Origin of the sequence: Pseudomonas sp. ENNP23, from assembly GCF_001728945.1 — a bacterium.
GTDB classification, from domain to species: domain Bacteria; phylum Pseudomonadota; class Gammaproteobacteria; order Pseudomonadales; family Pseudomonadaceae; genus Metapseudomonas; species Metapseudomonas otitidis.
This window is the reverse complement of sequence record NZ_LYSP01000038.1, coordinates 48,218-61,507: the sequence shown is the minus strand read 5'-3', so window position 1 is coordinate 61,507 and position 13,290 is coordinate 48,218. Positions and strand designations below refer to the sequence as shown.

The following is a 13,290-nucleotide window of genomic DNA, read 5'->3' as shown; positions in this document are numbered from 1 at the left end:
AATAAAGAGCCCCGCGATCGCGGGGCTCTTTACTGGTGGCTCGTGCAACGCCACACGGGCCAACCGACACCGCGTAGGGTGGGCTTCAGCCCACCATTCCCCCGGATCAGGCATCCGCCAGCTTCGCCGCCGGCACCACGCTCGGCGCCACCCACTGCTTCAGGCGCTCGACGCTCTCGCGATACGGCTTGAGGCCCATCCACAACAGCACCACCGAGCTTGCCACCGCCAGCGAAGTGACGATCAGCAGCGAATAGCGCAAGGCTTGGTCGTCGGCAAAGACGAAGTCCGTGACCAGCGCCACTGCCGTGGGGCCAAGACCCAGGCCGATCAGGGTGATGACGGACAGGTAGATGGCCGAGGCCTGGCCGCGCATGGCGTTGGGCATGATCTCCTGGATCGCTGCCGGCGCCACGCCGAAGGGCATGCTGAGGAAGAACACGGTCGGCGCCATCAGCGCGGTCACCCAGTTGGCGTTGTCCAGCAGCGGGAATAGCAGCACCAGCGGCAGCGCGCCGAGCGCGGCGAAAAGCCCCACGCGCATGTTGGCATCGCAGCAACCGCGCCTGGCCATGCGGTCCGCCAGGCGGCCGCCGAAGACGATGCCCAGGCAGCCGAACACCGCGACGATGCTGCCGTAGACCACCCCTACGTGGCCGGCATCCCAGCCGTAGGTGCGGATGAAGAAGGTGGGAATCCAGGCCGCACTGCCATAGCCGGCGAACGCCAGGCCGGCGAAGCCGAAGTTGTGGCAGAGCACGGTGCGGCGGTTGGCACGGATGTAGCGCCCCACTTCCGCGAAGGGCACCGCGACACCGGCCCCCACGCCACGCCGGGCCGGCTCGCACACCGCCAGCATCAGCAGGGTGAAGAGCACGCCGGCACCGCCGAGGATGAGAAAGATCAGTTGCCAGGGGCGCACGTCACCGAGCAGCGGCAGGTGCATGTCGCCCTGCGCCGAGGCGAACTTGATCACCAGCCCGCCAAGCAGGAAGGCCAGGCCGGAACCCAGGTAGACCCCCATGGAATAGACGCTGATGGCAGTGGCGCGGCGCTCCTGGGGGAAGCTGTCGGCGATCAGCGAATAGGCCGCTGGCGACAGGGCTGCCTCGCCGACACCCACGCCAATGCGGCAGACCAGGAACTGCCAGTAGAGCCTGGCCAGCCCGCAGGCGGCGGTGGCGACGCTCCAGAACAGCACGCCGATGGCGATCAGCCCGCGGCGGCTGCGAGTATCGGCCAGGCGCCCGAGGGGGATGCCGCACACGGTGTAGAACAGCGCGAAGGACAGCCCCATCAGCAGGCTTATCTGCGTGTCGCTGATGACCAGATCGCGGCGGATGGGGCCCACCAGCAGGTTGAGGATCTGCCGGTCGATGAACGACAGCACGTACGCCACCATCAGGATGGCGACGGTGCTCCAGGCTCGCAGGCCCGAGGGATAGCCGTTGTTGTTGTTCTGCATGGGCTCTCCTCGGCGCCGCCGGTGCGGCGCACGACGGGTTGAAGGAGCGCCCAGCTTAGGTGCAGGCGGGGTGGGGCAGCGGCCTTATAGGCCAGGCGAATGCCCGGGCTGCCCCCGGGCTGATGCTCAGAGCAGGCGCTGGGCCTTGTCGGAAAGGCTGGCCAGGGCCTGTGCCCATTGCGGGTGGTCGTTCATGCAGGGCACCAGCACCAGGTCTTCGCCGCCGGCGGCGATGAACTGCTCGCGCCCGCGGTCGCCGATCTCTTCCAGAGTCTCGATGCAGTCAGCGACGAAGGCCGGGCACATCACCAGCAGTTTCTTCACCCCCTGGGCCGCCAGTTCGTCGAGGCGGCTTTCGGTGTAGGGCTCGATCCACTTGGCGCGCCCCAGGCGCGACTGGAAGGACACCGACCACTGCCCCGGCTGCAGCCCCATGCGTGCGGCGAAGCCTTCGCTGGTGCGGTAGCACTGGGCGCGGTAGCAGCGGGCGAGTACCTGGCCCTCGGCGCGCTGGCAGCAGTCCGCGCCCTTCAGGCAGTGGCTGCCGCTGGTATCGGCCTTGTGCAGGTGACGCTCGGGCAGCCCGTGGTAGCTCATCAGCAGGTGGTCGAAGCCCTGCTCCAGGTGCGGGCGGGCGCTGGCCACCAGGGCGTCGAGGTACTCGGGCTGATCGTAGAAGGGGTCGAGCACCTGCACCTGGAGCTTGAGCCCGTAGGCCGCGATGACCCGGCGCGTCTCCTGTTCGACGGTGGTGGTGGTGCTGTCGGCGAACTGCGGGTACAGCGGCGCCAGCGTCACGCGCTTGACGCCCTGGCGCACCAGTTCCTGCAGGGTGTTCTCGATGGAGGGCTCGCCGTAGCGCATCGCCAGGGCCACCGGCCCGTGGGGCCAGAACGGCCGGGTGGCCTCTTGCAGACGGCGGCTGAGGGTCACCAGCGGCGAGCCCTCGGGCCACCAGATGGAGGCGTAGGCATGGGCCGACTGCGCCGGCCGCTTGATCAGGATCAGCGACACCAGCAGGCGGCGCAGCGGCCAGGGCAGGTCGATGACGTAGGGGTCCATGAGGAACTGGTTGAGGTAGCGGCGCACGTCCTCCACCGAGGTGGAGGACGGCGAACCCAGGTTCACCAGCAGCAGCGCGTGATCGGTCATGGAACATCCTTCTTGGTCCCGACCAGGTCAGCCAGCGCCTGGTCGAGGTCGTTGAAACGAAAGGTGAAGCCGGCCTCCAGCAGTCGGCTGGGCAGTGCCCGCTGGCCGCCGATCATCAGGATCGACATCTCCCCCAGCAGAAGCCGCAGCACCGCGGCCGGCGTCGGCAGCCAGACCGGCCGCCCGAGGGCACGGCCCAGGCTGCGGGCGAAGTCGGCGTTGCGGGCCGGCTGCGGCGCGCACGCATTATAGGGACCGCTCGCGCCGTCCAGCCGCAAAAGAAAATCCATCGCGGCGATTTGATCTTCCAAATGAATCCACGGCCACCACTGGCGTCCGCTGCCCATGGTGCCGCCGAGGCCGAAGCGGAATTGCGGCAGCAGGCGCGACAAAAAGCCGCCACGGGGCGACATCACCAGGCCGATGCGCAGCAGCACCACGCGGATGCCCAGGGCCTCGGCGTCACGGGCGGCATCTTCCCAGGCCTGGCACAGCTCGCTGGCGAAATCGCCTTGTCCGGGTGGCGCGTCCTCACGCAGCTCGCGCTCGCCGCCGTCGCCGTACCAGCCCACCGCCGAGCCGTTGAGCAGCAGCGCTGGGCGCTGGCTGCGGGTACCCAGCCAGGCCACCAGGCGCTCGGTCAGCGCCACGCGGCTGGCCAGCAGGCTGGCCTTGCGGGCACGGGTCCAGGGGCGGTCGGCAACGGGTTGGCCGGCGAGGTTCACCACCGCGTCCAGCGGGCCGTCTCCATAGTCTTCCAGCCGGGCGATACCACGCACCGAAGCGGTGCACAGGCGCGGTACATCCTGGGGCCGGCGGCTCAGCACCGTCAGTTGGTGGCCTTCGGCAACCCAGCGCCGGCACAGGGCGCTTCCGATCAACCCAGTACCGCCGGTCAGCAATATGTGCATGGCATCCTCCTCGCATGGCACCAACTGGAAATATCGCCCTAGTCTGAATCATGACGGGGCACAGGTTGGCTCCATCACGGTCACACCCCTTGAAGGCATCGCGATTGGAACCGATCATCCCTGTACAATTCAAGCAATCTGTACAGGTTTGTCAGCCCGACCTGCAGTCACGCATAAGGTATCGAGGTAGACCATGAACACACCCATCGCAATCATCGGGACCGGCCTCGCAGGCCTCTCCGCCGCCCAGGCGCTGAGCGCCGCCGGGCATGCCGTACAGCTCTTCGACAAGAGCCGCGGCAGTGGCGGACGCATGGCCAGCAAGCGCAGCGACGCCGGCTCCCTGGACCTGGGCGCGCAGTACTTCACCGCCCGCGACCGCCGCTTCAACGAAGTCGTCCAGCAATGGCGCGAACGCGGCTGGGTCGCCGAGTGGACGCCCACCCTCTACAACTTCCGCAACGGCACCCTCTCGCCCTCCCCGGACGAGCAGGTGCGCTGGGTCGGCACCCCGCGCATGAGCGCCATCACCCGGGCCCTGATGGGCGCGCTGCCGGTGAACTTCAGTTGCCGCATCACCGAGGTGTTCCGCGGCGAGCAGCACTGGAGCCTGCTGGATGCCGAGGGCCAGAGCCACGGCCCCTTCAGCCACGTCATCATCGCCACCCCCGCGCCCCAGGCCACTACCCTGCTGGCCGCCGCCCCCAAGCTCGCCGGGGTCGCCGCCAGCGTGGCCATGGAGCCCACCTGGGCCGTGGCCCTGGCCTTCGAAAAGCCCCTGGAGACGCCCGTCGAAGGCTGCTTCGTGCAAGGCAGCGGGCTCGACTGGGTGGCGCGCAACCGCACCAAGCCCGGCCGCGACAACAGCCAGGACACCTGGGTGCTGCATGCTACCAGCGCCTGGAGCCGCCAGCACCTGGACCTGCCCAAGGAAGCGGTGATCGAGCAGCTCTACGGCGCCTTCGCCGAGCTGATCGGCTGTGCCGTGCCGCCGCCAGCCTTCACCCTGGCCCACCGCTGGCTCTACGCACGCCCGACCCAGGCCCACGAATGGGGCGCCCTGGCCGATGCCGACCTGGGGCTCTACGCCTGCGGCGACTGGTGCAGCTCCGGCCGCGTGGAAGGTGCCTGGCTGAGCGGACAGGACGCCGCCCGCCGCCTGCTCGAACACCTCTGACGGCCGCGCACCGTCCCACCGGCGACCCCGGACAGGTCGCCGGAAAAGTTGTACAAGGCTATTGATTTGTACAACGGCGCGCCTATGATGAACACAGGTTGTACAAACCCTAGAACCTGTACAAGTTCATCCGAGGCACCGCATGTCCAGCGCCCCCACTGCCCAGCCCCCCAAGATCGGCATCAGCGCCTGCCTGATGGGCGAGGAAGTCCGCTTCAATGGCGGGCACAAGGAATCCCGCCTGTGCAGCCAGTTCCTCGCCCGCCACCTGGAATTCGTCCGCGTCTGCCCGGAGGTCGGCATCGGCCTCGGCACGCCGCGCCCGACCCTGCGCCTGGTGGGCGACCCCGCCGCCCCGCGCGCCGTCGGCAGCCGCGACGAGCGTGACGTCAGCGATGCCCTGCGCGACTACGGCCGGCAGACCGCCGAGCGCCTGGACGACCTGGACGGCTTCATCTTCATGCAGAAGTCGCCCTCCTGCGGCCTCTACCGGGTCAAGGTCTACCAGGACAACGGCTACCCCGCCGAAGGCGGCGGACGCGGCCTGTTCGCCGAGACCTTCTGCGCCGCCCGCCCCGACCTGCCGGTGGAGGAAGAAGGCCGCCTGTGCGACCCGGTGCTGCGGGAAAACTTCCTCACCCGCGTCTACGCCCACGCCGAATGGCGCGCTCTGCAGGCCGAGGGGCTGACCCGGCGCGGCATCCTCGCATTCCACGCCCGCTACAAATACCAGTTGATGGCCAGCGACCCCGCGCGCTACCGCGCCCTGGGGCGGATGCTCGGCGGCATCGGCGAACACCACCCCGAGGAACTGGCGCCGCGCTACTTCAGCGAGCTGATGAAGGGCCTCAGCCGCTGCGCCACCCGAGGCACCCACAGCAACGTCCTGCAGCACCTGTCGGGTTACCTAAAGGACGCCCTGTCCCGCGAGGAGAAGGCCGAAATGCAGGCCCTGATCGACAAGTACCGCGCCGGCATCGTGCCGCTGGTGGTGCCCATGACCCTGCTCAAGCACCACTTCGCCCGCCACCCGCACCCCTACATCGCGCAGCAGGCCTACCTGCAGCCGCATCCCGAAGACCTCAGCCTGCGCAACGCCATCTGACCATGGACGAACAGGACGACCTCCCCCTCGACGCCGAGTGCCAGGCAGCCCTGGAACGCGGCCTGCTGCCGATTCGCGACGTATCGCGGCTCACCGGCGTCAACGCCGTGACCCTGCGCGCCTGGGAGCGGCGCTACGGCCTGGTGCTGCCCCACCGCACCGCCAAGGGCCACCGCCTCTACGACGCCGGGCACCTGGCGCGCATCCGCGCCGTGCTCGCCTGGCTGGACCGCGGCGTGCCGGTCAGCCAGGTCAAGGCCCTGCTGCGCGGCGGCCAGAGCCCGGACATCGACATCACCTCCCAGTGGGACGAACAGCGCGCCAAGCTGCTGGAAGCCATCGACGCCCTCGCCGACCGGCGCCTGGACGAGCGCTTCAACGCGGCCCTGTCGCTCTACCCGCCCCACACCCTGTGCCAGCAACTGCTGCTGCCGCTGCTCACCCAACTGGAAAGCCGCTGGCGCGACCAGTACGGCGCGCGGCTGGAGCGGGTCTTCTTCAATGCCTGGCTGCGCAGCAAGCTGGGCACCCGCATCCACCACAACAACCGCCAGAACAGCGGCGCGCCGCTGCTGCTGATCAACCCCTGCGAGCAGCCGATGAACCCCGGCCTCTGGCTCACCGCCTGGCTGGCGAGCAACACCGGCTGCCCGGTGGAGGTGCTGGAGTGGCCGGTGCCGGTGGCCGAGCTGCCCCTGGCCCTGGCCCGCATGGAGCCCCGCGCCCTGGCCTTCCACGCCGACCACGCATTGAACGGGCAGTTGCCGCGCCTGCTGATGGGCCACGCCTGCCCGGTGCTGCTCAGCGGCGCCGCCGTGCGCATCCACCGCGAAGCGCTGGCACCGCTGGAGCACGACCACCCCGACATCCACCTGGCCGACGACCCGGTCGCGGCCCTGAACACCCTGTACGGGCTCGGCCTGCTGGCCGGCTCCTGAGGTTCCCATGCAGCAACTGATCTGGTTCCGGTGCGACCTGCGGGTCCACGACAACACCGCCCTGACCGCCGCCCTCCAGGCCGGCCCGACCCTCGCCCTGTTCCTGGTCAGCCCCGGGCAGTGGCAGGCCCACGATGACGCACCGGCCAAGGTCGACTTCTGGCTGCGCAACCTCGTCGAACTGCGACGCGAGCTGCAGGCCCTGAACGTGCCGCTGCTGGTGCGCCACATCGGCCATTGGGACGAAGCGCCCGAGGTCATCGCCCAACTGTGCCGCGAGCAGGCCGTGGGCAGCGTCCAGGTCAACGAGGAATACGGCATCCACGAGCAGCGCCGGGACGAGGCCGTGCGCGCCCGCCTGGCCCGCGACGGCATCATCCTGCACAGCCACCTCGACCAGTTGCTGCTGCGCCCCGGCAGCGTACTGACCCGCACCGGCGGCTACTTCCAGGTCTACAGCCAGTTCCGCAAGGTCTGCTACGAGCGCCTGCACAGCGCCCTGCCTCCGTGCCTGCCGCTGCCCGCCGCCCAGGCGCCGCTGAATGTGGCCAGCGACCCGCTGCCGGAAGCCGTGGACGGCTTCCCGACCCCGCCGCAGAGCCTGCGTGACCTGTGGCCCGCCGGTGAACGCGCAGCCCTGGCCCGCCTGGCGGCCTTCACCGAGGATGACCTGCACGGCTACCGTGACCGCCGCGACCTGCCCGCCGAGCCCGGCACCAGCCAGCTCTCGCCCTACCTCGCGGCCGGCGTGGTCTCCCCCCGCCAGTGCCTGCACGCCGCCCTGACGCAGAACCGCGGCGAGTTCGACAGCGGCAGCGAAGGCGCCGTGACCTGGATAAACGAACTGCTCTGGCGCGAGTTCTACAAGCACATCCTGGTGGGCTATCCCCGCGTCAGCCGGCACCGCGCCTTCCGCCCGGAGACCGAAGCGCTGCCCTGGCGCGACGCCCCCGCCGACCTGGAAGCCTGGCAGCAGGGCCGCACCGGCGTGCCCATCGTCGACGCCGCCATGCGTCAACTGCTCGCCACCGGCTGGATGCACAACCGCCTGCGCATGATCACCGCCATGTACCTGACGAAGAACCTGCTCATCGACTGGCGCGAAGGCGAGCGCTGGTTCATGCGCCATCTGGTCGACGGCGACCTGGCCGCCAACAACGGCGGCTGGCAGTGGAGCGCCTCCACCGGCACCGACTCCGTGCCCTACTTCCGCGTGTTTAACCCGGTCACCCAATCCCGTCGCTTTGATCCCAAGGCGCGCTTCCTGCGCCAGTGGCTGCCGGAGCTGGGCCGCCTGGACGACGACGCCGTGCACGACCCGTCCGCCCTCGGCGGGCTGTTCGGCGTGCAGGGCTACCCGCGCCCGCTGGTGGACCTGGCGGCCAGCCGTGACCGCGCCATCGCCGCCTTCCGCGACCTGCCCAAGGAGCCCCGCTGATGGACGCCTTCCTGCCGCGCTTCGCCGAGGACTTCGCCGCCATCGGCCGCGACAGCCTGGACCGCCTGGGCCAGCTCTACAGCGACGACGTGGTGTTCCAGGACCCGCTGCACCGCATCGAGGGCCTGACCGCACTGCGCCGCTACTTCGCCGAGCTGTACGAGAACGTCGAGGCCCTGGCCTTCCAGTTCCACGGCCACGACAGCGTCGGAGAGGGCGAGGGCTACCTGCGCTGGACCATGCGCTACCGCCACCCACGCCTGGCCGGTGGCCGCGAGATCGCCGTGGAGGGCTGCTCGCACCTGCGCTGGCGCGACGGCCGCGTGTACCACCACCGTGATTATTTCGACGCAGGCGCACTGCTCTACGAACACCTGCCGCTGATGGGGCGGGTCATCCACTGGCTGAAAGGGAGATTGGCATGAACATCCGACGCATCTGGCTCACCGGTGCCAGCAGCGGCATCGGCGCCGCCCTGGCCGAGTGCCTGCTGGAACAGGGCCACCACCTGGCCCTCACCGCGCGCTCGCTGGCCGCGCTGCAAGCCTTCGAGCAGCGCTATCCCGGCCAGGTACTGGCCTTGCCCGGTGACCTCGGCGCCCCCGGCGTGGCCGCTGACATCGGCGAGCACATCAAGGCGCACTGGGGCGCGCTGGACACCGCCATCCTCAACGCCGGCACCTGCGAATACCTCGACGCCCGCCAGTTCGACGCCGACATGGTGGCCCGGGTGGTCAACCTCAACCTGGTGGGCAGCGCCCGCTGCATCGAGGCGGCCCTGCCGCTGCTGCGGGCCGGCCGCGCCCCCCATCTGGTGGGCGTGGCCAGCGCCGTGACCCTGTTCGAACTGCCCCGCGCCGAAGCCTATGGCGCCTCCAAGGCGGGCCTGCGCTACCTGCTGCAATCGCTGCGGGTGGACCTGGCCAGCGAAGGCATCGACGTCACCGTGGTCAGCCCCGGCTTCGTCGACACCCCGCTGACCCAGCGCAACGACTTCCCCATGCCCATGCGCTGGCCGGTGGAGCGGGCCGCCCGCTACATCGCCGACCGCCTGGAACGCCGCCCGCTGGACATCGCTTTCCCGCGCCCCTTCATCCTCACCCTCGGCCTGCTCGGGAGCTTGCCCGCGCGGCTGCGACTGGCCATCGGCAAACGCCTGTCGCGCAACGGAGCCCCTTCATGAAGATCGCCATCATCGGCAGCGGCATCGCCGGCCTCACCACGGCCTACCTGCTGAACCGCCGCCACGACATCCAGGTGTTCGAAGCCAGCGACTGGATCGGCGGCCACACCCACACCGTGGACGTCACCCTGCACGGGCGCAGCTACGCAGTGGACACCGGGTTCATCGTGTTCAACGACTGGACCTACCCGAACTTCATCCGCCTCATGGAGCAGCTCGGCGTGGCCCACCAGCCCACCGAGATGAGCTTCTCCGTGTGCGACCCGGTCAGCGGCCTGGAATACAACGGCAACAACCTCAACAGCCTGTTCGCCCAGCGCAGCAACCTGCTCTCCCCGGGGTTCCTGGGCATGCTGCGGGACATCCTGCGCTTCAACCGCGAATCCCTGGCCGACCTCGACAGCGGCCGCGTGCCCGCCACCGCCACCCTCGGTGACTACCTGCGCGAGCGCGGCTACGGCCAGCGCTTCCGCGACCATTACCTGGTGCCCATGGGCGCGGCCATCTGGTCCACCTCACTGGAAGACATGCTGGCCTTCCCCCTGGCCTTCTTCGTGCGCTTCTTCAAGAACCACGGGCTGCTCTCGGTCAACGACCGCCCGCAGTGGCGGGTCATCAGCGGCGGCTCGCGCAGCTACGTGGCGCCCCTGACAGAGAGCTTTGCCGAACGCATCCGCCTGGCCTGCCCGGTCAGCCGCGTGGAGCGCGATGGCGACGGGGTGACCGTGCACAGCGCCGCCGGCGCCGAACGCTTCGACCAGGTGGTGTTCGCCTGCCACAGCGACCAGGCCCTGAGCCTGCTGGCCGAGCCGAGCCAGGCCGAGCGCGAGATCCTCGGCGCCCTGCCCTACGCCGACAACGAGGTGGTGCTGCACACCGACGCCCGCCTGCTGCCTCGCCGCAAGCTGGCCTGGGCGAGCTGGAACTACCGCCTCGGCGGCCCGGCCCACCAGCCGGCAGCCGTGACCTACGACATGAACCGCCTGCAAGGCATCGAGGCACCGGAAACCTTCTGCGTCAGCCTCAACCAGACCGACGCCATCGACCCGGCACGCATCCTCGCGCGCTTCACCTACGCTCATCCCCAGTACAGCCTGGCCGGCATGCAGGCTCAGGCTCGCTGGGCGGAAATCAGTGGCCAGCAGCACAGCCATTTCTGTGGCGCCTACTGGGCCAACGGTTTCCATGAGGACGGCGTGGTCAGCGCCCTGCGCGTGGCCCGTGCATTCGGGGAAAACCTGTGAACAGCGCCCTTTATAGCGGCTGGGTGCAACACCGCCGGCACAGCCCGCGGGCCCACGCCTTCCGCTACCGCATCGGTCTGCTGTATCTGGACCTGGACGAACGCGAGGCAGTGCTCGGCCTGTCGCCCCTGGCCGGCAGCGGGCGCTTCGCGCCGTTCTCCTTCCGCGAGCGGGACTACCTGTGCGCCTACACCGCCAACGGCCAGCCCCTGGCCGAGGCGGCCCGCCAATTGGTGGCCGAAGCCCTCGGCGAGCGGCCGGAGGGCCCGGTGTGCCTGCTGACCCAGGTGCGCAGCTGGGGCCTGGCCTTCAACCCGGCCAGCTTCTACTACTGCCACCACGCCGACGGCCGCCTGGCGGCCATCCTCTGCGAGGTGACCAACACCCCCTGGCGCGAGCGCTACCACTACGTGGTGCCGGCCCAGGGCGACGGCGCCCAGCGCATCCAGGTGGACAAGGCGTTCCACGTCTCGCCCTTCATGCCCCGCGACATGACCTACCGGATGGCCTTCACCCCGGTGAGCCAGCGCCTGGGGGTGCACATCGAAAACTGGCGCGAGGGCCAACGCGCCTTCGACGCCACCCTCGACCTGACCCGCGAACCACTGGACCGGGGCAGCCTGCATGGCTACCTCGCACGCTTCCCCTGGATGACCGCCAAGACCGGCCTGGCCATCTACTGGCAGGCCCTGCGCCTGCTGATCAAACGCACACCCATCTTCAACCATCAGGTGGCGGCGGACGCCTACCGCGTTGCCGTCCCGCTTTCCCAGGAGCATGACCATGAAAAACCCTAGCCTCGCCCGGACCGGTCTGTTCGGCGGCAACGGCCTGGCCAGCGGCCTGCTGAGGCGGCTGGTGACCTCGCGCCTGGCGCAACTGCGCCACGGCCAGCTCACCGTGCTGGAAGACGGCGAGGAGCACGTCTACGGCGACCCGCGCGCCACCCTGCGGGCACGCATCGAGGTCCTTGATCCGGCAGCCTGGGCGCTGGTGGCCAGCAACGGCTCCATCGGCTCCGGCGAAGCCTACGTTCACGGCTACTGGACCACCCCGGACCTGACGGCGGTGATCCGCGTGTTCGTCGCCAACCTTGACGTGCTGGACGACATGGAGGGCGGCCTGGCGCTGCTCGGCCGCCCCCTGCTGCACGGCCTGCACTGGCTCAACCGCAACACCCGCGCCGGCTCCCAGCGCAACATCTCCGCCCACTACGACCTGGGCAACGACCTGTTCGAGCGCATGCTGGACCCGACGATGATGTACTCGGCGGCCCAGTACGAGCACCCGGAGCAGTCCCTGGAGGCCGCGCAACTGAACAAGCTGGAGCGCATCTGCCAGAAACTGCGCCTGACCCCCGACGACCACCTGCTGGAGATCGGCAGCGGCTGGGGCGGCATGGCCATCCACGCTGCCACCCGCTTCGGCTGCAAGGTCACCAGCGTGACCCTCTCCCACGAGCAGCACGCCCACTGCCAGAAGCGCATCGCCGAACTGGGCCTGCAGGACCGCGTGAAGGTGTTGCTGAAGGACTACCGCGACCTGGAGGGCCGCTTCGACAAGCTGGTCTCCATCGAGATGATCGAGGCCGTGGGCCACCGCTTCCTGCCCACCTACTTCGCCCAGTGCGCGCGCCTGCTGAAGGACGACGGCCTGATGCTGCTGCAGGCCATCACCATCCGCGACCAGCGCTACGAGCAGGCCAGGCGCAGCGTGGACTTCATCCAGCGCTACATCTTCCCGGGCGGCGCCCTGCCCTCGGTCACCCGCATGCTGCAGGTGGCCACCGAGGCCAGCGACCTGAACCTGGTGCACATGGAAGACTTCGGCACCGACTACGCCCGCACCCTGCGCGCCTGGCACGAAAACCTCGCCCGCGCCCGCAGCGAGCTGGAGGGCCTGGGTTACGACGCCTACTTCTACCGGCTGTGGGAGTTCTACCTGTGTTACTGCGAAGGCGGCTTCCTGGAACGTGCCATCGGCACTGCCCAGTTGCTGCTGGCCAAGCCCGGCGCCCGCCACGCCCCGCTGCTCGGCCAGTTGGATGCGTAAGTTGCCGCCGCTGCTGGCGAACGGGCTGAACGCCCTGGCCTTCCAGGGCGGATGGTTCGCCTGCGTGTTCGCCAGCCAGCACCCGCTCCTGCTGCTGGTACCGCTGGGCGCGCTGGCGCTGCACCTGGGCCTCGTCGCCCACTGGCGTCAGGAGCTGCCGCTGGTGGCAGCCGTCGCCCTGCTGGGTGCGGCGCTGGACAGTCTGCTGCTCAACCTGGGGCTGTTCGATTTCGCCGGGGAGAGCCGCTGGGCGCCGCTCTGGCTGATCCTGCTCTGGGCCCTGCTGGCCACCACCCTGCGCCACTGCCTGGCCTGGAGCGCACGCCCGCTGTGGCTGTCGGCGCTGCTCGGCGCCCTCGGCGGGCCGCTCTCCTACTACGCCGGCGCGCGCCTGGCGGACGTGGGCCTGCCACTGGGTCAGGTGACGAGCCTGGCGCTGCTGGCGGCGATCTGGGCGCTGGTGTTCCCGCTGCTGCACACGCTGGCAGCCCGGCTGGCGCCCGCGCGCTGAGGCGCGACACGGGGTGACCGGTGCTCGTGGGCGCTGGAAATCAATCGAAGAAGAAACAGAACGCCCGCTCCCCATAGGGGAGCGGGCGCTTGACCGTTCATGGCGGCGCGAGCC

Annotated in this window: 13 protein-coding genes; 10 read left to right on the top strand and 3 right to left on the bottom strand. The window is 69.6% G+C overall.

Features of this window, described 5'->3' with window-relative positions:
- Nucleotides 1-106 precede the first annotated feature (106 nt).
- The 3 genes from A9G05_RS20200 to A9G05_RS20190 form a co-directional block, all read right to left on the bottom strand.
- The gene (locus tag A9G05_RS20200; RefSeq protein WP_069562642.1) at nt 107-1,465 is read right to left on the bottom strand and encodes an MFS transporter; all 1,359 of its coding nucleotides are present in this window, start codon (nt 1,463-1,465) and stop codon (nt 107-109) included.
- Nucleotides 1,466-1,591: 126 nt separating this feature from the next.
- Entirely contained in the window at nt 1,592-2,617 is a 1,026-nt protein-coding gene (hemH, locus tag A9G05_RS20195) for a ferrochelatase (protein WP_069562641.1), read from the bottom strand.
- Nucleotides 2,614-3,528 carry a TIGR01777 family oxidoreductase gene (locus tag A9G05_RS20190; protein ID WP_069562640.1) on the bottom strand — a complete coding sequence of 305 codons (915 nt, stop codon included), beginning with the start codon at nt 3,526-3,528 and terminating at the stop codon, nt 2,614-2,616. Before A9G05_RS20190 ends, hemH begins: the two co-directional genes overlap by 4 nt.
- A 193-nt stretch (nt 3,529-3,721) precedes the next feature.
- On the opposite strand from A9G05_RS20190, the gene A9G05_RS20185 reads away from it, so the two are divergent.
- The 10 genes from A9G05_RS20185 (at nt 3,722) to A9G05_RS20140 (ending at nt 13,176) form a co-directional block, all read left to right on the top strand.
- Nucleotides 3,722-4,705 carry an NAD(P)/FAD-dependent oxidoreductase gene (locus A9G05_RS20185; protein WP_069562639.1) on the top strand — a complete coding sequence of 328 codons (984 nt, stop codon included), beginning with the start codon at nt 3,722-3,724 and terminating at the stop codon, nt 4,703-4,705.
- 142 nt (nt 4,706-4,847) lie between these two features.
- Nucleotides 4,848-5,810: a 2-thiouracil desulfurase family protein gene (locus tag A9G05_RS20180; protein ID WP_069562638.1), complete on the top strand. Its 963-nt coding sequence runs from the start codon at nt 4,848-4,850 to the stop codon at nt 5,808-5,810.
- A gap of 2 nt (nt 5,811-5,812) precedes the next feature.
- Nucleotides 5,813-6,748, top strand: a complete 936-nt coding sequence (locus tag A9G05_RS20175) for a MerR family transcriptional regulator (protein ID WP_044404502.1) — start codon at nt 5,813-5,815, stop codon at nt 6,746-6,748.
- Nucleotides 6,749-6,755: 7 nt separating this feature from the next.
- On the top strand, nt 6,756-8,186 hold the full coding sequence (gene phrB, locus A9G05_RS20170) for a deoxyribodipyrimidine photo-lyase (protein WP_069562637.1): 1,431 nt from the start codon (nt 6,756-6,758) through the stop codon (nt 8,184-8,186).
- The gene (locus A9G05_RS20165; RefSeq protein WP_069562636.1) at nt 8,186-8,611 is read left to right on the top strand and encodes a nuclear transport factor 2 family protein; all 426 of its coding nucleotides are present in this window, start codon (nt 8,186-8,188) and stop codon (nt 8,609-8,611) included. The genes phrB and A9G05_RS20165 overlap by 1 nt, the downstream gene beginning before the upstream one ends.
- Nucleotides 8,608-9,369, top strand: a complete 762-nt coding sequence (locus A9G05_RS20160; RefSeq protein ID WP_069562635.1) for an SDR family oxidoreductase — start codon at nt 8,608-8,610, stop codon at nt 9,367-9,369. Before A9G05_RS20165 ends, A9G05_RS20160 begins: the two co-directional genes overlap by 4 nt.
- Nucleotides 9,366-10,613: an NAD(P)/FAD-dependent oxidoreductase gene (locus A9G05_RS20155; RefSeq protein ID WP_069562634.1), complete on the top strand. Its 1,248-nt coding sequence runs from the start codon at nt 9,366-9,368 to the stop codon at nt 10,611-10,613. The genes A9G05_RS20160 and A9G05_RS20155 overlap by 4 nt, the downstream gene beginning before the upstream one ends.
- A complete protein-coding gene (locus tag A9G05_RS20150; RefSeq protein ID WP_069562633.1) occupies nt 10,610-11,410 on the top strand; it encodes a DUF1365 domain-containing protein in 801 nt (266 codons plus the stop codon). Before A9G05_RS20155 ends, A9G05_RS20150 begins: the two co-directional genes overlap by 4 nt.
- Complete coding sequence (locus tag A9G05_RS20145) at nt 11,397-12,665, top strand: cyclopropane-fatty-acyl-phospholipid synthase family protein (RefSeq protein ID WP_069562632.1); 1,269 nt, start codon at nt 11,397-11,399, stop codon at nt 12,663-12,665. The genes A9G05_RS20150 and A9G05_RS20145 overlap by 14 nt, the downstream gene beginning before the upstream one ends.
- Nucleotides 12,658-13,176 (top strand): DUF2878 family protein, encoded by a 519-nt coding sequence (locus tag A9G05_RS20140; protein WP_083272619.1) that lies wholly within the window; start codon nt 12,658-12,660, stop codon nt 13,174-13,176. Before A9G05_RS20145 ends, A9G05_RS20140 begins: the two co-directional genes overlap by 8 nt.
- Nucleotides 13,177-13,290: the final 114 nt, after the last annotated feature.